Source organism: Aestuariibaculum sp. M13, from assembly GCF_024723255.1.
Taxonomy (GTDB): domain Bacteria; phylum Bacteroidota; class Bacteroidia; order Flavobacteriales; family Flavobacteriaceae; genus Aestuariibaculum; species Aestuariibaculum lutulentum.
Genome location: NZ_JANIAC010000002.1, coordinates 132166 through 153818 on the forward strand (window position 1 = coordinate 132166; position 21653 = coordinate 153818).

Annotated in this window: 21 protein-coding genes; 13 read left to right on the top strand and 8 right to left on the bottom strand. The window is 34.2% G+C overall.

Annotation, left to right across the window (positions count from 1 at the left end; all coding sequences use genetic code 11):
* Positions 1-38: 38 nt before the first annotated feature.
* Positions 39-1097, bottom strand: a complete 1059-nt coding sequence (locus NO995_RS07720) for a response regulator (RefSeq protein ID WP_258227007.1) — start codon at positions 1095-1097, stop codon at positions 39-41.
* Positions 1094-2974 carry a PAS domain S-box protein gene (locus NO995_RS07725; protein WP_258227008.1) on the bottom strand — a complete coding sequence of 627 codons (1881 nt, stop codon included), beginning with the start codon at positions 2972-2974 and terminating at the stop codon, positions 1094-1096. Before NO995_RS07725 ends, NO995_RS07720 begins: the two co-directional genes overlap by 4 nt.
* Before the next feature lie 131 nt (positions 2975-3105).
* Here NO995_RS07725 and NO995_RS07730 point away from each other — a divergent pair, with 131 nt between their 5' ends.
* From NO995_RS07730 to NO995_RS07765, 8 genes are all read left to right on the top strand, one after another.
* Positions 3106-3513, top strand: coding sequence for a hypothetical protein (locus NO995_RS07730; RefSeq protein ID WP_258227009.1), 408 nt, complete (start codon positions 3106-3108; stop codon positions 3511-3513).
* Between the two features lie 110 nt (positions 3514-3623).
* A complete protein-coding gene (locus tag NO995_RS07735) occupies positions 3624-4511 on the top strand; it encodes a J domain-containing protein (protein ID WP_258227010.1) in 888 nt (295 codons plus the stop codon).
* A complete protein-coding gene (locus tag NO995_RS07740) occupies positions 4511-4807 on the top strand; it encodes a chaperone modulator CbpM (protein ID WP_240575055.1) in 297 nt (98 codons plus the stop codon). The genes NO995_RS07735 and NO995_RS07740 overlap by 1 nt, the downstream gene beginning before the upstream one ends.
* 9 nt (positions 4808-4816) lie before the next feature.
* The gene (locus tag NO995_RS07745) at positions 4817-5737 is read left to right on the top strand and encodes a mechanosensitive ion channel family protein (RefSeq protein WP_375141547.1); all 921 of its coding nucleotides are present in this window, start codon (positions 4817-4819) and stop codon (positions 5735-5737) included.
* A complete protein-coding gene (locus tag NO995_RS07750; protein ID WP_258227011.1) occupies positions 5724-6308 on the top strand; it encodes a CDP-alcohol phosphatidyltransferase family protein in 585 nt (194 codons plus the stop codon). The genes NO995_RS07745 and NO995_RS07750 overlap by 14 nt, the downstream gene beginning before the upstream one ends.
* Positions 6309-6324: 16 nt before the next feature.
* Positions 6325-7545 (top strand): metallophosphoesterase, encoded by a 1221-nt coding sequence (locus NO995_RS07755; protein ID WP_258227012.1) that lies wholly within the window; start codon positions 6325-6327, stop codon positions 7543-7545.
* Positions 7546-7672: 127 nt separating this feature from the next.
* Positions 7673-8170 carry a nicotinate-nucleotide adenylyltransferase gene (locus tag NO995_RS07760; RefSeq protein WP_258227013.1) on the top strand — a complete coding sequence of 166 codons (498 nt, stop codon included), beginning with the start codon at positions 7673-7675 and terminating at the stop codon, positions 8168-8170.
* A gap of 63 nt (positions 8171-8233) precedes the next feature.
* A complete protein-coding gene (locus tag NO995_RS07765; protein WP_258227014.1) occupies positions 8234-8902 on the top strand; it encodes a BON domain-containing protein in 669 nt (222 codons plus the stop codon).
* A gap of 49 nt (positions 8903-8951) precedes the next feature.
* On the opposite strand, the gene NO995_RS07770 is transcribed toward NO995_RS07765, so the two are convergent.
* The 3 genes from NO995_RS07770 to NO995_RS07780 are packed head-to-tail and all read right to left on the bottom strand — an operon-like array spanning position 8952 to position 11504.
* Positions 8952-9938 carry an MlaD family protein gene (locus NO995_RS07770; RefSeq protein ID WP_240575049.1) on the bottom strand — a complete coding sequence of 329 codons (987 nt, stop codon included), beginning with the start codon at positions 9936-9938 and terminating at the stop codon, positions 8952-8954.
* 12 nt (positions 9939-9950) lie between these two features.
* A complete protein-coding gene (locus NO995_RS07775) occupies positions 9951-10730 on the bottom strand; it encodes an ABC transporter ATP-binding protein (protein ID WP_258227593.1) in 780 nt (259 codons plus the stop codon).
* Between the two features lie 3 nt (positions 10731-10733).
* Complete coding sequence (locus tag NO995_RS07780; RefSeq protein ID WP_240575048.1) at positions 10734-11504, bottom strand: ABC transporter permease; 771 nt, start codon at positions 11502-11504, stop codon at positions 10734-10736.
* 218 nt (positions 11505-11722) lie between these two features.
* Here NO995_RS07780 and NO995_RS07785 point away from each other — a divergent pair, with 218 nt between their 5' ends.
* Positions 11723-12325, top strand: coding sequence for a hypothetical protein (locus NO995_RS07785; protein ID WP_240575047.1), 603 nt, complete (start codon positions 11723-11725; stop codon positions 12323-12325).
* Between the two features lie 81 nt (positions 12326-12406).
* On the opposite strand, the gene NO995_RS07790 is transcribed toward NO995_RS07785, so the two are convergent.
* Positions 12407-14110 carry an AarF/ABC1/UbiB kinase family protein gene (locus tag NO995_RS07790; RefSeq protein ID WP_258227015.1) on the bottom strand — a complete coding sequence of 568 codons (1704 nt, stop codon included), beginning with the start codon at positions 14108-14110 and terminating at the stop codon, positions 12407-12409.
* A gap of 4 nt (positions 14111-14114) precedes the next feature.
* Positions 14115-14483, bottom strand: a complete 369-nt coding sequence (locus tag NO995_RS07795; RefSeq protein WP_258227016.1) for a hypothetical protein — start codon at positions 14481-14483, stop codon at positions 14115-14117.
* A gap of 201 nt (positions 14484-14684) precedes the next feature.
* On the opposite strand from NO995_RS07795, the gene NO995_RS07800 reads away from it, so the two are divergent.
* Positions 14685-15092, top strand: a complete 408-nt coding sequence (locus tag NO995_RS07800; protein WP_240575044.1) for an HPP family protein — start codon at positions 14685-14687, stop codon at positions 15090-15092.
* A 22-nt stretch (positions 15093-15114) separates the two neighbouring features.
* A complete protein-coding gene (locus tag NO995_RS07805) occupies positions 15115-16014 on the top strand; it encodes a L,D-transpeptidase (RefSeq protein ID WP_258227017.1) in 900 nt (299 codons plus the stop codon).
* 48 nt (positions 16015-16062) lie between these two features.
* On the opposite strand, the gene fucP is transcribed toward NO995_RS07805, so the two are convergent.
* Complete coding sequence (gene fucP / locus NO995_RS07810) at positions 16063-17367, bottom strand: L-fucose:H+ symporter permease (RefSeq protein WP_258227018.1); 1305 nt, start codon at positions 17365-17367, stop codon at positions 16063-16065.
* Between the two features lie 214 nt (positions 17368-17581).
* Here fucP and NO995_RS07815 point away from each other — a divergent pair, with 214 nt between their 5' ends.
* Positions 17582-19480 carry a six-hairpin glycosidase gene (locus NO995_RS07815; RefSeq protein WP_258227019.1) on the top strand — a complete coding sequence of 633 codons (1899 nt, stop codon included), beginning with the start codon at positions 17582-17584 and terminating at the stop codon, positions 19478-19480.
* A 30-nt stretch (positions 19481-19510) separates the two neighbouring features.
* On the top strand, positions 19511-21616 hold the full coding sequence (locus NO995_RS07820; RefSeq protein WP_258227020.1) for an alpha-L-fucosidase: 2106 nt from the start codon (positions 19511-19513) through the stop codon (positions 21614-21616).
* Positions 21617-21653 lie beyond the last annotated feature (37 nt).

A 21653-nucleotide genomic window follows, 5' to 3' on the forward strand; every position in this document is an offset into this window, starting at 1 on the left:
AAATGATATTCATCATTTTAATGAGGTGAGCCAAAGCATTAAGTAATGCTTTTTAATTTGTTAAGGTCTAATATTTTAATGTTTCGTCCTTCAGCAGAAATAATGCCCGATTTTTTAAATTCGGTTAGGGCTCTTATTAAGGTTTCTGTTGCAATACCGGCAACACTGGCCAGGTCATTTCTTGAAATTTTTATAGGGTCGTCTGGCTTCCGATTTATTTTTTCAGCAAACTTTAAAATGGTTGAGGCGGTTTTTTTATTTACGGTTCCATAAGCCATTTGTAATAGTAATCCTTTGGCAGAGGAGAGGTCGTCGGTTAGTAATTCTATAAGCGCTAAAGCGACTTTGTGATTTTTATCCAGAAGTTCATTGAAGTGTAAAAGGGAGATGCCCAGTAATTTTGTATCTGAAATGGCCGAAGCAGTTTCTTTATGTGGCGCATTAGTGTTTAAGGAAGTGTAGCCAAACAAATCGTCTTCTTTATAAAGTGCGGTAACCAGTTCCTTGCCTTTTTCATCAATTCTAAAACATTTAACTGTGCCATAGCTAATAAGGTAGATGAAATTAGAATGATCGCCTTCGTAGTAAATAATATCTTCTTCATTATACTTAAACTCCTTTCCGTGGTCATCAAAGAAATTTTTTAAATCGTTAAGCGATTTTATTTCGTTTTCTTCAGTATGCGCTGCTTCAGCAACTTGATTCTGGTGTTTTAAATCTTCCAGTATGGAAACTTTTGCTAACCGGCTTTCAATAGCACTTACAATATCGTCTTCAGTAAAGGGTTTTGTAATATAATCGTCAGCTCCAAGATTCATGCCTTTTCTAATGTCCTGTCGTTCAGTTTTCGCCGATAAAAATATAAACGGAATATGTTTAGTTGTACTTTGTTTAGACAGGGTTTGTAGCGTTGTATAACCATCCATAACAGGCATCATAATATCGCAGATAATAATATCAGGGATTTGTTTTTTTGCCAGTTCAACACCTAAACGACCATTAGAAGCGGTTAAAACTTTGTAATTAGAGAGCTCTAAAAGTTCGGCTGTGTTTTCTCTTAAAACAGTATCATCTTCAATTAATAAAACAGTTTTCATGGTGTGGCTGTATTTGGAAAAGTTATTATGAAGGTAGAACCAATATGTTCTTTAGTTTCAAAACAAATAGAACCACCTAAGTTTTCTAAGTGGTTTTTAACGATATTTAAGCCAATGCCAGTGCCTTGGGTGTTGAGTACATTTTCGGCTCTGAAATAGCGTTCAAATATATGTTTCTGGTCTTTTTCAGGAATACCAATACCTTGATCTATAACTTTAATGGTTGTAGTGTTATTGTTTTGTTTTACAATAAGTTCAATGCTTGTGCTTTCGTGTGAATATTTTATAGCATTATAAAGCAAGTTGGATAAAATAAGCTGAATTATTTTTTCATCCTGGTATATCGATAAATCATCAATATTTTCAGGGTATTTAATTTGCTGCCCTTCTTTTAAATGCATATTCGCATCGTAAACCGCCTCGTTAATAACCTTGCTGAGTTTAAAATGACTAAAGCGGTAATTTACTTTACCCGTTTCCAGTTTTTCAACCGATAAAAAGTCGTTAAGAATATTATTTAGGAAATGAACTTTATCTACAACAGTTTTAATGTGTTTGTTGCGCTTGTCTTGCTGTTCCTCTAGCTGATATTTGTTTAATAATTCACAGGATGTTAAAATAGCACTTAGCGGTGTTTTGAATTCATGGGATACTAACGATAAGAAGCTTGTTTTGAGTTCGTTGAGTTCCTTTTCTTTGTTCAGGGCTTTTTCTAATTGTTTGGTTCGTTCTTCAACCTGATTTTCAAGATTCGTGGTATAGTTTTTACGTTCGGTAATATCTAAAATAATGGCGACCAACACATCCATTTCATTTAAACGTGATAGCTGAAGGTGCACTTCAATAGGGTATTCGCTGCCATCTTTTCTTTTGTGAATACTTTCAAATTCTAATTTCTCTATATCTTTTTTTAATAAAGATTTGATTGTTTTTCTGAAGTTAGATTCGGTTTCACTCTTAGTTAAATCTAAAGGCGTCATCGCTTTTAGTTCTTCTAAACTGTAACCTATATTTTTCTGAGCTCCATAATTAGCATTTACAAACTTTAAAGTGTGAGCATCGAAAACGTAAATTTCGTTAAGAGATTCATCGAAGATGGTAGCCAGGTGAAGGCGCTCTTCTTCGGCTATTTTCTTTGTTGTAACATCGTTTTGTATGCCCACAAAATTAGAGACAACACCTCTGGAATTGGTTATCGGGAAAATGTATAAATCGTTCCAGAACATGGAACCGTCTTTTCGGTAATTACGAATGGTAATTTGGCAACTTTCTCCTTTTTGTAAGGCTTCGTTGAGTTTTTTTATAGCCTCTTGTTTGGTGTCTTTGCCTAAAAGAAATCTAAAATTATGATTTAGAATTTCTTCCTCAGGATATCCTGTTAAGTTTTGAAAACTGGAATTAAAATAGATTATGGGGTTGTCCTTTTTTAAAGCGTCGGTAATGAAAATGCCACTTTTAGCAGATTCCAAAGCCTGCGTTCGCAACATCAGGTTTTTTTCTACTTCTTTCCGTTTAGAAATATCATTAATTAAGGCGATAACAAAGTTTTGATTGTAACTTTTAAACGGATTTAATTCAATATCAATAGGGAAGATAGTACCATCTTTTTTTAACCCGTAAATGTCGGCAGACTCTGTCATTTTACGACGTTTACCTTCCTCAATAAACCGTTGAAAATAGTTATGATGATTGATGTGATAATTTGAAGGGATAAGTACATTAAGAGGTTTGCCTATTAATTCCTCCCTGGTATATCCAAATATGGCTTCAGAAGCCGCATTCACTTCTCTTAATATTTGATGACTATCAACTATAACCACGCCTTCTGATACGGTTTCTAATAGAATGTTAAATATTTCCTGATCTTGGTGAAACATGAATGATTTTAAGTTAGGAATGGTTACTTAAAAATACGAAAAAATCAACTTTAAATGTTAATGTAACTGATGAATATCATTACAAAAACACTCTATAGCGTGTATTTTTATTGTAATAAAAACGCGACGTCATGGAAACTACAAAGAAATTAACCCATACCTTTTACCAAAATCTTGGTAAGCTATTTTATGCCATTGCGGCTTCCGATAATCAGGTGAGACAAACAGAGTTTAATAAGCTGAAAGCATTAGTGAAAAGCAATTGGTTAGACATGGACCCTTTAGTGGATGAATTTGGTACAGATGCAGCTTACGAGATAGAAATTGTTTTCGACTGGCTAAACGCACAACAAGCATTAAACGTTAATACTTGTTTTAATGATTTTGTGACTTATAAAAACGCTCAACCTCATCTGTTCACTCCCGAGGGTAAAAAACTCATTTTAAAAACAGCTCATGCTGTAGCCGATGCTTTTTCAGGCATTAATAAGTCTGAATTAATCCTTTTAGCGAAGTTAGATTTGGAATTGAAAAAATAGCACATGATCCTTTTGGTATAAGACTAAAAACGTCAGATTTCACTCTGATATATATCATTTTATTATTGGTATAAACGCTTTAATTTAGGAAATACTTTAATAAGAAAACCATGGCTTATATAGATTATTATAAGGTATTAGGAATGTCGAAAACAGCTTCCGAAAACGATATTAAAAAAGCGTACAGGAAGTTAGCAAGAAAATATCACCCTGACTTAAATCCTAATGATGCTGAGGCCGAAAAGAAATTCAAAGAAATTAACGAGGCTAACGAAGTTTTAAGCAACCCTGAGAATCGTAAAAAATACGATCAGTATGGAGAGCACTGGCAACATGCCGAAGAATACGAAAAAGCAAGACAGCAGGAACAGTACCATCGTCAGCATCAAAGTGATGGTGGTCGTTATTCTGAAGAGGATTTTTCAGAGTTTTTTGAGAATATGTTTGGTGGCGCCGGAAGAGCTTCAGGTGGCCGACAAGTTAAGTTTAGAGGACAGGATTTCAACGCAACACTTCAGCTGGATTTAAAAGATGTATATGCCACACACAAGCGCACTTTAACAGTAAACAATAAGAATATTAGAATTACAATTCCGGCAGGTGTTGAAAACGGTCAAATCATTAAAATTAAAGGTCATGGCGGTAAAGGCATTAATGGCGGACCAAATGGTGATTTGTACATTCAGTTTTCTATTGAAAACCATTCAAAATTTAAACGCGACAAAGATAATCTTTATACAAATGTAGATTTGGATTTGTACAAAGCTTTATTAGGAGGAGACATTATGGTTGACACGTTTACCGGAAAAGTAAAACTTACAGTAAAACCGGAAACTCAAAGCGACACCAAAGTAAAATTAAAAGGCAAAGGATTTCCTAAATATAAAATGGAAGGGCAGTTTGGTGATTTAATCATTACCTATAAAATTATTTTGCCAACCAAACTTTCTGAAAAAGAAAGAGCACTGATAGAACAATTACAAACCTTAAGAACCTAATGGAAACAACAGATTTTATATCGGTACAACTTATTTGCAAGCATTATAATATTCCACAGGACTTTATAAACAGGTTACAGGAATTTGAGTTAATAGAATTAAAGATGGAATCAAACGATTTTTTTATTCATAAAACAGAATTGAAAAGGGTTGAAAAAATGGTTCGGTTGCATTACGATTTAGATATTAATATGGAAGGTATTGATGCAATTTCTAATCTCTTAGATCAGGTAGATAGTTTGAAAAAGCAAATAACAAACCTGAACAACAGATTGCGTTTGTATGAGGATTTTTAAATAGCAGCCATGGAACAAATAAAACAATGGACAATAGATAATCCAACACTTTACAGTGTTGTAAAATATGTTTTGCTTGTTGTTTTTGTGTTTGTTTTAATTCAGCTGGTAAGAAGGTTGCTACGGAAACAAGTAACCGATTCTACAGCAAGATACAAGTCACAAAAGGCTATCGAGATTGTAGGTTATGTTGTTTTAATTTTTTTAACGGTTTCTTATTTTACGGGGAATATTAGAGATTTTACCTTAGCTATTGGTTTGTTTTCTGCGGGCGTAGCCATTACGCTTCAGGAACTTATTTTAAGCATTGCAGGATCACTTTATATTTTTGTTGTTAAAGTATATAAACCAGGCGACCGTATAGAAATAAACGGCATTAAAGGCGATGTCATAGATGTGGATAGTATTTACACCACGATGATGGAAATAGGGCAGTGGGTAAGTAGCGATAATTACAGTGGTCGTATTGTTAAACTAAGCAACTCCTTTGTGTTTAAAGGGCCGATATATAATTATTCCAGTGATTTTCCTTTTATATGGGATGAATTTAATATTCCCATTAAATACGGAAGCAATATAGAATTAGCTAAATCTATAGTTATTGAAATCGCTTCCAAAATTCTTTCAGAGTATACCGCAAATTCTAAATCGCAATGGCAAGAGGTGGTCAATAAATACTATATAGAGGACGCTCAGGTCGATCCCACACTGGCTATAACATTAAACGATAACTGGATTCAGTTTAACCTGAGATATATTGTAGATTATAAAAAACGGCGATTAGTAAAACATATGCTTAATGAGGAAATTCATAAAGTTATTTTAGAAACAAATCGTGAAGTAGAACTGGCATCAACGACGTTAGAACTTATAAAAATTCCAGAACTGAGTGTTGAATTAAAAAATAATCAAACACATGCTAACCTTTAAAAACTATAACATAGCCGATTGGTTATCATTTTACCGAATAGCCGCTGCACCTTTTTTACTTGTAATAATTGGGTTAGATCATCGTTTGCTGTTTTCGTGTTTTTTATTAATAAGTTATTTAACCGATGCTCTGGATGGGTATTTAGCTAGAAGGCTTAAAATAACGAGTCCCAGAGGTTCTCAGCTTGATTCTTTTGGCGACCAAATAACCTTGATTGTAGGGCTTGTAGGTTTGTTTTATTTCGAGATGGCCTTTATTAAAATCCATCTAAAATTAATAATTATTGCGTTTATCCCTTATGTGTCTCAAATGCTTATAGCATATTTTAAGTATGGCAAAGCCACGGCGTTTCATACGTATTTGGCAAAACTTTCAGCTATACTTCAAAGTATATTCATCTTATTCTCCCTGTTTTTCTTTCCGGAAAAGCACTTGTTTTACATCATGATTATTATTGGAGTTTTAGAAACCATAGAAGAGATTACCCTCATTTTTATGTACGATAACTGGGCATCCGATGTTAAAGGTATTTACTGGGCCTTAAGAGATAAACGAAGATTGAAAGAATAATTAAAAACATACTCTAATGCGCAGCTATTCGTTATTTACCATATTACTGTTATGCGCTGCTGTTTTACTGGTTGATGTGCTGTCGTTTTACTGGTTACAAAACATTACTAAACTTATAAGTTCGTCATTTCTGAAAAATAGTATTTTTATACTATTCTGGTGTTTTTCTATAGGGTTGATAAGTGCCATAATTGTTCTAAAAGTAACTTTAGATGATATCAATCCACAACGAAAACATCTTTTAATCTCATCGTTATACGGGCTAACAGTGTCATCATTTATTCCGAAAATTCTTTTTGTTATTGTAATATCCGTGCTGTTTTTCGGGAATTATATGTTTTCAGAAAATCAGTCTTTAGTGGTCATACCATTAGTTGGTCTGCTTTCAGGAGTTTTACCATTTCTGGCTATTTCCTATGGTATTTTCAGAGCCGTTTATCGCTTTAAAATTTATAAGCATAAATTGTATTTTGATCATTTGCCTGAAGCCTTTGCAGGATTAAAGATTGTGCATATTTCCGACTTGCATTTGGGAGGGTTTAATAAGCGATACAAGGTGTTAAAGAAAGCTGTGAATCTGATTAATGATTTGCATGCAGATTATATTTTTTTTACGGGTGATTTGGTAAACAACTACGCCTGGGAGCTTGTAGGCTGGGATAAAGTGTTTAATCAACTATTGGCAAAAAAAGGAAAATACGCAGTCTTAGGAAATCATGATTATGGCGATTATTCGAAGTGGAATAACAATGAGGAAAAAGAGGAAAACTTAAATCAAATTAAGCATTTTTATAAAGAAGTAGACTTTAAATTATTACTTAATTCGTCGGAGATTGTGGAGAGCGAAGGAGAAGCTATTGCCATTGTTGGTGTGGAAAACTGGGGAAAACCACCGTTTAAGCAATATGGCAATTTAACCGAGGCTTTAAAATCGGCTTTACATATTCCGTTTAAAATTTTATTATCTCACGATCCCACGCATTGGAATGAAGAAGTAATAGAAGATACCACTATCGCTCTTACTTTGTCAGGACATACACACGGTATGCAATTGGGACTCAATTATAAAAATATGACCTGGAGTCCCATAAAATACAAGTATAAACATTGGGCAGGTTTATATAAGCATAATCAGCAGTATTTACATGTTAACAGGGGACTGGGTTGGATTGGTTTTCCTGGCCGATTAGGTATGCGTCCTGAGATTACTTATTTAGAACTTCACTCGAATCAATAGGGGTTTTAAAATCATGATTTTATGATTTAGGCTTTTGGGTTGTAAGTGTAAAAAACTGATGTTCATCATTTTACATTTTTTATTATCTCAATAGATTTAATCGTATTAACCCGTAAAGATTAGAATCATGAAAAAGTTAATTATTGGTTTGTTTATTTTGGGATTAACCATCCCTATGCACGCCCAAGATCCCATTCAATTACCAACAGTAGTTTTAGTTCACAACTATAAATATTTGGATGCTACGGGCTCAGAAGATTTGGCGGTAGACGTTGAACAGTTAGAGTTAAAAGTTAGCGATTTCAACGTTAAAGAATTAGATGTCTATTCAGAAGACAATGAATTTTACAGAGTGTTTTTTATCATTCCAAAAGGAAAAATATTAGCAACTTACGATGAGCATAGCCATCTAATAAGAACAGCTGAAAGATTTCAAGATATCGATTTACCAATACATATAAAAGAATCGATTGCTGAAAGATTTCCTCAATGGACTGTTTCAAAAAATGTGTATTTGGTGAATTATTACGAACCAGACAACATAAAAAAAATGTACAAAATTACATTAGAAAATGGTGATAAACGTATTAGAATAAAAGTAGATGATCATGGTGATTTTATGTAAAATCCTTATGATTCTAATGTGTTAAACATAGCTAGACCAGATAAAATATTAAATCTTAAAATTATGAAAACAGATTCTCAAATAAAACAAGATGTGCTTGACGAATTAGCGTGGCAATCAAGTATAGATGAAACTCAAATAGGGGTCATTGTAAAAGATGGTATAGTGACTCTAAACGGCGTGGTAGATTCATATGCAAAGAAAATGGCAGCAGAACGCGCAGCTAAAAGTGTTTATGGAGTAAAAGCCGTGGCAGAAGATATCGAAGTTAATTTTAAAACAGGACAAGGAAAATCAGATGCAGAGATTGCTAAAGTAGTGGTTGATGCTATTAAATGGAATTCCTCCCTTCCTGAAGATAAAATTAGCATTAAAGTAGAAAATGCCTGGGTTTATTTATCAGGAGAGGTAGAATGGTCTTTTCAAAAAACCGCGGCCAAGGTAGCTGTCGAAAACTTACATGGTGTTAAAGGCGTTGTAGATAATCTTAAAATAAAACAACGTGTAGAACCTGTGGAAGTTAAAGACAGAATTACCAAAGCCTTTGAAAGATCGGCTGATCTTGAAGCTAAAAACATTCAGGTAGAAGTTAGTGGAGGTGTGGTAACCTTAAGCGGAACAGTGCACTCTATTACCGAAAAAGAAGAAGCTCGAAGAGCCACTTTTTTCGCACCTGGAGTAACTAAGGTTATTAATAACTTAAAAGTTAAATTCTACCCTGAATACGCCTAAGTATTTTCTAAAGAACAACTAAAAGTATGATACAAATACAATTATGCTTTTAGTTGTTTTCTTTTTCAGCTTTCTTTTGCTGACGCTCTAATTTTCTAAAATAACCACGAGTTAAAAAGTTGTGTTTTAAAGCCTCCATGTTCTGATTGAAGTTATCCGTGCCTTCGTTTATATTTTTTATGGATTGCTCCAGGTTTTTTACAAATTCTTCATCGTTAAAAAGGTAGTTTACCGCGCCATTTCCATTTCTGTAGTCGGAAATCGTTTCGTTTAGATTATTAATGACTGTTTTAATCTCTTCGGTTGAGGTTTCAAGGTTTGTAAGTACAGCACTTACTTTTTGGGCTTCAATAGAATCGTTAAGCAATTTGCCTGCAACACTTTCATCAAAATTCACGGAGTTTATTATAGTATTTAATTCTCGCATGGCTTTATTGGCTTCAATACTCATGATTCGCAATTGGTTTACGGTTTGTTTTAAATTTGAGGCTACTAAAGTGTCGTTAATCAACATACCCAAGGTTCCTTTATCATCCGACATGGCATCGGCTACATTAAGCAATTTTGCTGTTAATAGGGCGGCATTTTCATTGGTTACATTTAAGGTGTTTAACATTTCGCTCGTGCCTATTTTCGTGTAGGTTTTAATTACATCGCCCGATGAAATCATTTCAGCATCACCTTTTCCTGGAATAATATTTACAATCATATTACCCACAAGTCCGTCTGTACTAATGGTGGCAATCGCATCTTTTTTTATATGTTGAACCATTTTTTCATCGATAACCATATTTACGTTTATGGTAGAATCGTTAATCATGAAAATGGTTTTTACGGTTCCAATATTAATACCCGAATACCTTACATTATTACCTTGCATAAGGCCATTTACGTTAGTGAAATTAGCACTTATGGAGAAGGTTTTAACAAACATGTTTTGTCGGTTGCCAATTAAATAGACAGCAACCACAAAAAGTATTAAACCAATAACAACAAAAAGGCCTAAATTCAGTTTTTGATTATTTGTTTGTTTCATGACTCTAAATATTTATTTAAAGAATGCTTTTACTTTATCGTCTTTAGAAGCTCTTAAATCTTCAAAAGTACCTTCGGCATAATTAACACCTTCAACCAATAAAATCATCCGTTCCGATACGACACGTGCGCAATCGACATCGTGGGTAATTATAAGCGATGACGTTTTATATTGTTTTTGTACGCGACGCATGAGTTCTATAATTTCTTTTGATGTAATCGGGTCTAAACCACTTGTAGGTTCGTCGTATAAAATGATTTTAGGTTTTAGTATTAATGTTCTGGCTAATGCCACGCGTCTTTGCATACCACCGGAAAGCTCATTGGGCATAAGGTCTATAGTGTTTGCAAGACCAACATTTTCTAAAGCTTCTAAAACCAGGGGTTCGGTGTCCGTAATATTGCCAAATTTGTGTTTGTGCCGTCTTAGCGGAAATTCTAAATTTTCCCGAACCGTCATAGAATCGTATAAAGCACTTCCTTGAAACAGGAATCCGATTTCGGTTCGAAGTTTATCTAAATCCATGCGATTTAAGGTGTTGATGTCTTGCCCCATAACATTAATGCTACCGGAATCGGGCAGCATTAAACCAACCAGACATTTTACCATTACCGATTTACCCGCGCCCGATCTGCCCATAATTACGAGATTTTCACCTTCGTATAGTTTTAGGTTGAATCCGTTTAACACTGCTTTATCACCAAACGATTTTTTCAAATTTTTGATTTCAAGAATAGGTTGTTTAACCTGTAAACTTTCAATTGAATGTGATATGTTATGTGTTTCGATCATCATTTAAATTTCAAAGAAAATATCGGTTACAAACACAGCTATAAAGTCGATAATAAAGAGCAACATGGATGAAAAAACCACCGCCGAATTGGCTGCTAAACCTACACCAACCGTACCTTTTTCGCAATAATATCCTTTAAAACAGCCTACCAGTCCTATGGCAAATCCAAAAAAATAGGTTTTAATAGTCGCTGGGATTAAATCTCCAAACTCTAAAGCATTAAAAACCTTATTAAAATATAACAGAAAGGAAACGTCTCCCTTTAAATTCTCTATAATGTAAGACCCGTAAAGCGCAATGGCATCGCCTAAAACAACCAGAATAGGAAGCATTAAAGTGGTAGCCAGAATACGAGTTACTACCAAAAACTTAAACGGATTGGTACCTGAAACTTCCATAGCATCAATTTGTTCGGTAACACGCATAGATCCCAATTCGGCACCAATACCAGAAGCAATACGCCCAGCGAAGGTTAGAGCAATAATTACAGGGCCAATTTCACGAATTATAGAAATACTAACCATGGAAGGCATCCACGATTCCGCTCCGAATTCTTCTAAAGTGGGACGGGTTTGTAAAGTAATAACCAAGCCAATTATGAAACCCGTAACTCCAACTAATAATAAAGACCGGTTACCAATGTTATAGCACTGTTTGAGTAGCTCATTAAATTCAAAAGGTTTATTAAAAAGCTCTTTAAAGAACCTTTTGGTAAAATAAGTGAGTTCACCAATTTCTATAAAAAAGGATTTTATTTTAGTTGGTTTTAGCATTGCATGTGTTTCTATATTTAAAGTTATAATAGCAATGACACATATAAAATGATTAAAATCATTTGGTTAATTAGGTTAAGTTACTAAAATTAAGTGTAAAACAAATATTACTAACCTTTAAAAGGAAAAGTATATGTAAAGTGGTTTAAAACTGATATTCCTCATTGCAAAACAGTTAGTTTGTTATGATATTTAGTAGAATCTTAAACTAAATAGTCATGAAAAACAAGGATATTCATTTTGTCGATCGGGTAATAGATGCTCTTAGAAAATCGGCTACCGAACTTGAGGAATTTCAGGTACAGGCTGCTTTAGGAAAAGCAGAGGCTCAAGATAAATATGAAGAGGTTAAGAAAAAATTTAATCAATTCATTCACGATAACGAACATAAAATAAAAGATGTTAAAGAGAAAATAGAAGAATTGCACACTAAATTCGATCAGCTTCGTGTACAATTAGCATTAGGTAAAGCAGAAACCAAAGACATGTTTAAAAAACAAAAAAAACAGCTGCTGGCTATAATACATGATATAGAAACTAAAATAAAAACCAACGAAACGTTAAATAGAATGTATGCACTAACGCTTATTGAAATGGAGCAGTTTAAAATACAACTGGAAATTTTAGAGCAAAAATTCAATAAGGAAAAACCGGAGGCTAAGGCGTCTTTCGAACAAGGGAAAAAAGACTTCAATACTTTTATAGATAAGTTTAGAAGTAAATACACCCAAAAGAAAGAAGAAACCAAATTGGAGCATTTTCAAAATGAAATATCTGCAGCCTACGACCATTTTAAAAAAGCATTTTCAATGCCAAACTAATTATAACCTCTCTGAAAAAGAAAAGCACAATTTAAAGTTGTGCTTTTCTTTTTTGGTGGAACGTTATTTTATGAATACTCTTCAGTAATCGTAATCGCCTTTTTTTATATTAGAGAGCATGCCAAAACCTAATAGAAAAGCAATGACGAAACAAATAATTCCAATTACAGATATACCTTTCCAAAGCGGAAGAATTTTAAAGGCTATAAACAGAGAGGCGCCAACAATTAAAGCAACCATAATAAAGGCTGTTATGAGCTGTTTAGTTATTCTTTGAAGGGTGTGAACCATAGGATCAATGCCCTTGTGGGTAAGATCTACTTTTATTTGACCAGAATTTATTTTTCGAATGGCATTTTTTAAATCCATTGGAAATTCTTCAATATAATCGGTAAGTTCTACAATAGAATTTATGACTTTTTTTCCCATTTTTATAGGATTGTATTTTCTGGTGGCACTGGCTGTTAAATAGGGTTTTGCAATTTCAAATTGTTCTAAATCCGTATCCAGTTTTTCAATAACACCTTCAATGGTTACTAAGGAACGTGCAAAAAGGAAAAAGTAAGTTGGCACTTTTAATCCGTGAGAAATAATAATATCTTTTAGTTCCAATAGTACCGTGCTCATTTCGTTATCATGAATATCACGCACGTAATATTTTTCTACAAACTCATTAATATCAAACTCCAGATCTCTGCGGTTTGCAATTGGAGCATTATTGGAAAGAGCTTGTAAGACTTTGATTATTTTCTTTACATCCTTATCGGTAATAGCCATAAATAATCTTCCAAAAATTGTAATATCTCGAGGGAGCATACTACCCATCATGCCAAAATCTAAATAGCAAATATGGTTGTTTGGGAGCACTAATAAATTGCCAGGATGTGGATCGGCATGAAAGAAACCATATTCGAAAATTTGTTTGTAAAAGCTAATGCTTAAACGTCTGGCAATAATTTTCGTGTCAACATTTTTAGCCTTAAGTTCTTCAATTCTATCAATTTTAATTCCAGATACAAATTCCAATGCCAGAACTCTTGAGGTTGTAAATTCCTGATACACTTTAGGAGCTTGAGCAAATTGTTCCAAAGAATCGTCTTTTTTAATGTTATTATAAAATCGTTGAACGTTAATGGATTCATGAATAAAGTCGAGTTCTTTTAAAATAGAGGATTCAAAATTTTTAACTAAGCCAACAGGATCAAAACTTTTTAATGAAGGAATTCTGTGCTCTAGAATTCTGGCAATTTTGTACATGACTTTAATATCTTCAACAATAACATCATGAATGCCTGCACGTTGGATTTTTAAAGCAATTCGTTTGCCAGAGTGCAAGGTTACTTTGTGAACCTGTGCCATTGAAGCCGATGCAAAAGGGGTAGGCTCAAACCAAGCAAACAGATGTTCTACAGAATTTTTTAATTCGGTTTCCACAACTTCCTTGGCTAAATCTTCAGACATAGGAGGTACATTGTCCTGAAGTTTTTCAAGTTCGATGGTCAATTCCAAAGGAACCAAATCGGGGCGGTTACTTAAAATTTGACCAAACTTCACAAAAGTAGGGCCTAATTCTTCGCAAACTAATCGCATTTTAGCCCATTTGCTATACTGTGCAACATGTTTTTTTGTGCTGTTAGGAATGAATTTTTGAATGAAAGTATAGCGTTTGTTTTCTTCCAGATAATGTACTAAATCCTCAAAGCCATATTTCATCAAGACTTTAAGAATCTGGTTATATCTGGAAAAGGATTTAAAACGTTTTGTTATGTCGGTTACGATTCCCATGGTATTAAGCTTCCATTTTGTTCAATCTGGCCTCCAAAAGCGCAACAGCTGTGTCCAGCTTTTCAATTTTTTCATTTAGGGCTTTGATTTCATCTAAGTGAGCTACATTTATTTTTTTATAAAACTTAGCCACCAGTTCTTCAATTTTAGTATCTAATTCTTCTTTGAATTCATGGGTTTTTAAAAAAATCTTATCCATAAATTCCAGTTCATTTCCATTTTCATCCAACTGAGATTCGGCCATTGCTTTGTTGATGTTATCTTTTCCTTTTTCGGAATACTCATTTAGTTTTTCTAAAAATTTAGTGTCTCTGGCCAAAACATATAAACTAGAACTTAAAGTGAGTAATTCTATGATGGTTTTAGTTTTCATAACTATATTTTTTATTGATCATATTTACAGAAGAAAATGTGCTGTTTTAGTTGTTGTTAATCTTTTGTATGTAAGACTACACTTAACTTATACTTGTATTAAATGTATTAACAATTATGGTTTTTTAACATGATATATATCATGTGAGAAAAGCGCTTTAAGTTCTAACTTTAAGTGTTGGATAAACTAAATAATTGCGCCATGAAAACCAATTCAATTGTATTAGTAATGACTAGAGATGTGGTAACGGTATCACCGCATCAAAAGCTTTTAGATGTAAAACATATTTACGAAAAAGAAAAATGGCATCATCACATTCCGGTTTTGGAAAATGATAAACTGGTGGGTATGGTTAGTTTGGTGGACTTTATGTACAACATCGCAGGAGCCGGATTGAAAGATAATCATGAGGTTTATAAAACCTTGGAGGTGAAAGATATCATGACTGCTAAGCCTTTTTATTTAACTACCAGTGCGAGTGTTGAAGATGCTGCAAAAGTATTTTCTAAAGCATATTATCATGCCGTACCTGTTTTAGAAGACGATAAGCTGGTAGGAATTGTTTCAACTGCCGATATTATAAATTATTACCTTAAGAAAGCCGTGTAAAAGATTTAAAGTATCAATGGATATGAAACTTTTTAAAGCATTTCTGATTGTTTTTACTTGGCTTTTATCGAATTCACTATTAGCTCAGAATACAAAGGTTTATTCAAGAGATAAAGAGCAAATTTACCCCGAATATATTCAGGTAGATCGAAATATTCTGGTTGAGAGTTATTTTCAATTTATGGATTCACTTGTAACGGTATATGATTCTATAACAGCTTATACTTTAACGGAGCATCTTTTGGTTAGAAATAACCCGTGGATTATTGATACACTTCAAAATACCGATTATTACCGAATGAAAGCGAGAGATTCCTTTGTGTACAATCAAAAAAAGATGATTGTAATTCCAAAAGGAAATAGAATTAGGCTACCTGATTCACATACGGCAGATTCCCTTCAAAATGTATTTAATCACACTCAAATAGATATCAATATCCCTGAATTTAAACTTCGTATTTTTCACGATGCTGTTAAGATGTATGAGTTTCCTATTCGGGTAGGACGAAATGAAAAGAAGTTTCTTGAGATGTCAGGCAGAGAGGAGGATTTAAGAACTAAAACCGGAACGGGAAGTATTGTAGGTTATAATAAAGATCCGAGATATGCCAATCCTGCTAATAATCATGATTATACTGTAACCAGACGAGATGATAAAAAAATCACTTTAGTTCCGCAAATTCCGTTTATAGAAACCGAGCTAAATGGTATTAGATACGGACAAATGATTCACCCGACGACCAATCCTGAGACTTTAGGGAAAGCATATTCTAATGGATGTATCGGTACTAAAGAGGCTGATGCCTGGGTGATTTATTATTATGCACCTATCAATACTAAAGTAACAATTAGATATGATTTGAGGGTTCTTAATGAGAATGGAGATATTGAAATTTTAAAAGATATTTATGGGTATCAATAAAAAAAAGCCTGATACTGTTATCAGGCTTTTTTTTTAAAAGAATATTATTTATTCATGCTTTTTATAAACATGAGCACCATACCAGGCTATAAAACAAAAGCAAATAAGCGGTAAGACAAACGAAAAGTTGATTTCTGAAACGCCTAAAACTGTTGTGTCGGCAACACCATGTCCGCCAAGGTCAATAATATCACCTTGAAGTTTTGGTAATAAAGCACCACCTACAATAGCCATAACTAGTCCCGCTGACCCAATTTTTGATTCTTCCTCGGTTAAATCACCTAATGCAATTCCGTAAATTGTAGGGAACATTAAAGACATAAAAAATGAAATCATAACAAGGAAATAAAGTCCAACAGAACCTTTTATAACAATTGCTCCTAAAACACATAAAGCGGCCAATAAGGCAAAAGACATTAAAAGTTTACCAGAGCTAACAAAACGTAACATGTATGTTCCAACAGCTCTTCCAACAGTAAACAGTATAAATGCTGCCATCTGATAATATCCGGCTGTGACGCTATCGACACCAATAGCCTCTGCATATTGATAAATATAGGTCCAGCACATAATCTGAGCACCTACATATAAAATTTGAGCTAAAACTCCTAGAATGTATTTTTTGTTTTTAGCCAAAATACCAAAGGTTTCTCCAATTTTTGGAGTATTTCCCTCATCTTTTGATTGTGGCATTTTACTAACTAAAAATAACACGAATACAGCAGAAATAACTAAACCTAAAACCACATAAGGGTTGCGAATCACTATTAAATCTGAGGTTCTTATTAATAGTTTAGAAGCTTCATCTAAAACACTAAAGTCAGCAATGTCATCTGATTGTAAATTTTTTAACACGAATTGTTGAGCGACTAATAACCCAATAATTAATCCAACAGGATTAAAGGCCTGTGCGAGATTTAAACGTTGTGTAGCTGTTTCTTTAGCACCCATAGCTAAGGCATAAGGGTTGGCTGCGGTTTCTAAAAAGGCCAATCCGAAGGTTAAAATATAAAGACCCAAACAGAAAAACCAAAACTTTTCGGTAATTGCAGCTGGATAAAATAATAAAGCGCCGGTCGCATAAAGAGCCAATCCAATTAAAATTCCAACTTTATAAGAGTACTTTCTCATAAAAATGGCCGCTGGAAGCGCCATACAAAAATAACCACCGTAAAATGCCATTTGAACCCAGGCGGCTTGCGAGTTAGATAGTTCTAATACTTTTTTGAAAGCTTGCACCATAGGGTCGGTTACGGCATTTGCAAAACCCCATAAAGCAAAAAGCGAAGTGACTAGAATAAATGGTACGAGCATTTTTTTCTCAACCACAGGAACGTGTTTAATTTCACTCATGTTTAATATTTAGTTTAGTTTTTAATTGAAGGAAAAATAATTTTTTTGTTGACAATAATAAATATTTTTTCGACGAGCGCTACTTTTAATTATCTAAATGTTATAAAGAATAATATTTCAAATAGGACTTTTAAAGACGCATTCGTCGAAAAAAATGCAGAGCGTGAGCTATTTATGTTAATCTTGTTTATTCCGATAACACAAGGTTTTAAAAATGAACACTAAAATAAAAATCACTCGCCCTAATTGTTTTAAACGTTTTAAAGCAGGTATCTTAGTAGTTGGGGTGTTTTTTGGAGGATTTCAAGTTGTATTTGGTCAAACGGGAAGTGTCTATGAACCTTTACGTTATGCTGGAGGGATACATATAGATCGTTTTACACATGAAGGCGGTTTACGATATGCTATTGGCGTAGAAAATATTCAAACCATGAGAGCGAACAGAACGCATCCTGAATGGAGTGATGGTTTTGGATGGACCTATAATCACGCTTCAAATTTAGCGTATTGGAATGGGCAGTTTTTTCAGCAATATTTAAGTGGAGAATCAGATGAACATGTTCCTCCGGTTCAAACACTATTAATAACATCGAAGAATGGAAAAGAATGGAGTTTTCCTCAAGTTATTTTTCCACCATATCAAGCGCCTAAAGGTGTGGCATTGCAAGAAGGAGCTACTGGGTATATGATGCATCAGCGTATGGGTTTTTATGTGGCGCCAAACGGACGGTTTTTAACCCTCGCATTTTATGGGCATTCCGAAAATCCGTTTAGAGAAAATGGGATTGGTAGGGTTGTTAGAGAAATATATAAAGACGGTAGCTTCGGACCAATTTATTTCATTCGTTATGATAGTCAGACAAAATGGAATGAAACCAATACGTCTTATCCATTTTATAAAACCTCTAAAGACAAAGGTTTTATTAAGGCTTGTGAGGCACTACTTAGCAATAAGTTACAAACCTTGCAATGGTTTGAAGAAGATAATGGTGATGATGGTTTTTATTCATTTAACAAAGGAGAGCAGGCGTTTTCATGGTATCATAGAAAAGATGGTAAGGTTGTAGGGCTATGGAAAAAGTCTTATGCAGCCTTGTCTGATGATGAAGGAGAAACTTTTTCAAATCCCGTTAAGGCAAAAACCTTAATTATGTCTGGAGGAAAAGTATGGGGGCAGCAAACTGATGACGGAAAATATGCGATGTCTTATAATCCTATAGACCAAACACAATATCGTTTCCCGATGGCTTTGGTGACAAGTGATGATGGAATTGTTTATGATAACTTATTGTTAGTGCAGGGAGAAGTGCCACCGCGTCGTTTTTTTGGAAGATGGAAGGATTTCGGACCGTGCTATATGCGTGGAATTTCAGAAGGAAATGGAAATCCACCCGGCGATGATATGTGGATGACTTATAGTATGAACAAGGAGGATATTTGGATGTCTCGTATACCGGTTCCTGTTAAATATGTTGTAGAAGAAGACATTCATGATGATTTTGAAAACATGAAAGAGGGAGGGCACATTATAGATTGGAATACGTATTCACCAAAATGGGCTCCGGTAAGTTTGATTAAAGAAAATAGAGGCAATCAATGCTTGCAACTAATTGATGAAGATTATTACGATTATAGCCGTGCTATTCGCATTTTTAAAGAAGGAACTCAGGTAAGCGTAAGTTTTAAACTGAAATTGGAAAGTGTTGACACGACGCAGTTTGATATTGATATTACAGATCGATATGGCAATCGACCAGTTCAAATATCTATAGATAAAAACGGAGTTTTAAATGCTTCTAAAGGCTCTAACATGAAGTCTATATTGAAGTTGGACCTAAGGAAATGGTACAATATAAAAATAGTGATGAATACTGCTGGATTAGGAAGTTATTCGTTGTTTGTTAATGAGGAACAGGTTTTAACGGAAGTTTCAACTGTTATGGCGGTTAAATCTGTAGAAAGAATATCTTTTAGAACCGGAGCATATAGAGACATTCCTAATAGAGAAACACCTAACGAAGTGAAATATCCTCCGCTTGAAAATGCAGATGAGAAACAAAATAAATCTATGTATTTAATTGACGATGTGTTCATCTCATCCGAATTGAAATAATCTTACTGAACATAACTAAAAACTTAAATAATGAATTACAAAGGCTTATTGATTATTATGCTAGCATTTATTCAACTATACAGTTGTAAAGACGCAGTTGCGCAGCCAAAAGCATATGGTCCAACACCTTCTGAAAAACAATTGAAATGGCATGAAATGGAGTTTTACGCCTTCGTCCATTTTTCTTTAAACACCTTTACTAATAAAGAATGGGGTTACGGAGATGAATCTCCTGAATTATTTAATCCAACAGAATTGGATGCCAAACAATGGGCTAGAGTAGCAAAGGAAGCGGGTATGAAAGGGATTATCATAACAGCAAAGCATCACGACGGATTTTGTTTGTGGCCATCAGAATACACAGAGCGTTCTGTTAAAAATTCACCATGGAAAGATGGTAAAGGCGATGTAGTTAAAGAGTTGGCTGAAGCTTGTAAGGAATATGGTTTAAAACTAGGTATCTATTTATCGCCATGGGATAGGAATCACCCAGGTTACGGAAAAGAAGAGTATATCACATATTTCAGAAATCAGTTAAAGGAATTGTTAACCAATTACGGTGATGTTTTCGAGATGTGGTTTGATGGAGCTAATGGTGGTGATGGTTATTACGGAGGAGCTAATGAAACAAGAAAAATAAATACTTTAGAGTATTACGACTGGGATGAAACCTATAAAATGATTTACGATATTTCTCCCAACACTTTGGTTTGGGGTATTGGGCCATCAGAAGCACGTTGGATAGGGAATGAAAGAGGAAGAGCAGGAAAAACCAATTGGTGTTTATTACGACAAAAAGATGAGTTAGCGGGAAAAGTCCATTATTCCGAATTTATGAATGGCCATGAAGACGGTGAAAAATGGGTACCAGGAGAAGCCGATGTATCAATTCGTCCGGGGTGGTTTTATCATGAATCTGAAGACGATAAAGTCAGACCACTAGAAGAAATGGTGGATATCTATTACGAGTCGATTGGAAGAAATGCAAATCTGTTACTTAATCTTCCAGTAGATAAGCGCGGACTTGTTAATGAAAATGACATAGCCAGATTAAAGGAACTTACCGCGGTAATTAAAGCAGATTTCAAAGAAGAACTTTTAGCGAACAGTAAAGTTTCAGCTGATAATATTCGAGGTAATAGCGAAACATATTCCACAGACAACTTAGTAGATGATAATAAAGAAACCTATTGGGCTACTGATGATAGTATAAGCACAGCTTCAGTTCTATTTGAATTTGAAAGACCAACGAAATTAAATCGATTAGAATTTCAGGAGTATATTAAGTTAGGTCAGCGAGTAAAAGCATTTAATGTTGAAGTTAAAGTAAACGGCAAGTGGGAAACTATAGCAAGCGAAACCACTATTGGTTACAAGAGGATTTTACGTTTACCAAGAGTGAAAGCAGAAGCTCTTAGGGTAAATTTTACAGAGTCTAAATCAAGTTTAGTTATTTCTGCAATTAAAGCATATAACGCACCAACTTTAGTAACCATGCCTAAAGTTACGCGTGATAAATCAGGAGAGATAACTGTTGAAGCTGAAGGCGATAATATAATTTACTATACCCTGGACGGAACGGAGCCAACAGTAGATAGTCAACTTTATTCAAAATCCATTAAAGCGCCACAGGCGGTTACATTAAAAGTTATGTCTTATAATGAAGAAGAAGGTGTAAGTAGTAAGGTGAAAACTGTAAATTATGGAAAGGCTAAAGGAAAATGGAAAGTGATTTCCAGTTCAGCAAAGGACTTTAAATCTGCAGACAGAACTATTGATGGTGATAGAAATACATTTTGGACTTTTGGAGAAAACAATCCAGATAACCCACAAGAAATTGTAATTGATATGACAGAGACTTTAAGTATTAAGGGGTTTTCTTATTTTCCTAAGCAGTTGGGGCATGATTTAAATTTAATTTCTCAATACGAGTTTTATACAAGCACAGATAATAAACTCTGGGTAAAACAATCTGAGGGAGAGTTTTCCAACATTAAGAATAATCCGGTAGAGCAATTAAAAACATTTAATAGTGTAAAGGCTCGTTACATAAAATTTGTTGCAAAATCAGGGATTGATGACAAGCATATTTTTTCAATAGCTGAATTAGATGTACAGGAAACATTAGAAAACTAAATTCTCCTGTTAGGTATTTAAAAATATTTCCTTTGGA

What these genes read in the sequence shown, in the direction of transcription:
- NO995_RS07720 (WP_258227007.1), bottom strand. Translation starts at nt 1,097, where the DNA reads ATGAAAACTGTTTTATTAATTGAAGATGATACTGTTTTAAGAGAAAAC.
- NO995_RS07725 (WP_258227008.1), bottom strand. Translation starts at nt 2,974, where the DNA reads ATGTTTCACCAAGATCAGGAAATATTTAACATTCTATTAGAAACCGTA.
- NO995_RS07730 (WP_258227009.1), top strand. Translation starts at nt 3,106, where the DNA reads ATGGAAACTACAAAGAAATTAACCCATACCTTTTACCAAAATCTTGGT.
- NO995_RS07735 (WP_258227010.1), top strand. Translation starts at nt 3,624, where the DNA reads ATGGCTTATATAGATTATTATAAGGTATTAGGAATGTCGAAAACAGCT.
- NO995_RS07740 (WP_240575055.1), top strand. Translation starts at nt 4,511, where the DNA reads ATGGAAACAACAGATTTTATATCGGTACAACTTATTTGCAAGCATTAT.
- NO995_RS07745 (WP_375141547.1), top strand. Translation starts at nt 4,817, where the DNA reads ATGGAACAAATAAAACAATGGACAATAGATAATCCAACACTTTACAGT.
- NO995_RS07750 (WP_258227011.1), top strand. Translation starts at nt 5,724, where the DNA reads ATGCTAACCTTTAAAAACTATAACATAGCCGATTGGTTATCATTTTAC.
- NO995_RS07755 (WP_258227012.1), top strand. Translation starts at nt 6,325, where the DNA reads ATGCGCAGCTATTCGTTATTTACCATATTACTGTTATGCGCTGCTGTT.
- NO995_RS07760 (WP_258227013.1), top strand. Translation starts at nt 7,673, where the DNA reads ATGAAAAAGTTAATTATTGGTTTGTTTATTTTGGGATTAACCATCCCT.
- NO995_RS07765 (WP_258227014.1), top strand. Translation starts at nt 8,234, where the DNA reads ATGAAAACAGATTCTCAAATAAAACAAGATGTGCTTGACGAATTAGCG.
- NO995_RS07770 (WP_240575049.1), bottom strand. Translation starts at nt 9,938, where the DNA reads ATGAAACAAACAAATAATCAAAAACTGAATTTAGGCCTTTTTGTTGTT.
- NO995_RS07775 (WP_258227593.1), bottom strand. Translation starts at nt 10,730, where the DNA reads ATGATCGAAACACATAACATATCACATTCAATTGAAAGTTTACAGGTT.
- NO995_RS07780 (WP_240575048.1), bottom strand. Translation starts at nt 11,504, where the DNA reads ATGCTAAAACCAACTAAAATAAAATCCTTTTTTATAGAAATTGGTGAA.
- NO995_RS07785 (WP_240575047.1), top strand. Translation starts at nt 11,723, where the DNA reads ATGAAAAACAAGGATATTCATTTTGTCGATCGGGTAATAGATGCTCTT.
- NO995_RS07790 (WP_258227015.1), bottom strand. Translation starts at nt 14,110, where the DNA reads ATGGGAATCGTAACCGACATAACAAAACGTTTTAAATCCTTTTCCAGA.
- NO995_RS07795 (WP_258227016.1), bottom strand. Translation starts at nt 14,483, where the DNA reads ATGAAAACTAAAACCATCATAGAATTACTCACTTTAAGTTCTAGTTTA.
- NO995_RS07800 (WP_240575044.1), top strand. Translation starts at nt 14,685, where the DNA reads ATGAAAACCAATTCAATTGTATTAGTAATGACTAGAGATGTGGTAACG.
- NO995_RS07805 (WP_258227017.1), top strand. Translation starts at nt 15,115, where the DNA reads ATGAAACTTTTTAAAGCATTTCTGATTGTTTTTACTTGGCTTTTATCG.
- fucP (WP_258227018.1), bottom strand. Translation starts at nt 17,367, where the DNA reads ATGAGTGAAATTAAACACGTTCCTGTGGTTGAGAAAAAAATGCTCGTA.
- NO995_RS07815 (WP_258227019.1), top strand. Translation starts at nt 17,582, where the DNA reads ATGAACACTAAAATAAAAATCACTCGCCCTAATTGTTTTAAACGTTTT.
- NO995_RS07820 (WP_258227020.1), top strand. Translation starts at nt 19,511, where the DNA reads ATGAATTACAAAGGCTTATTGATTATTATGCTAGCATTTATTCAACTA.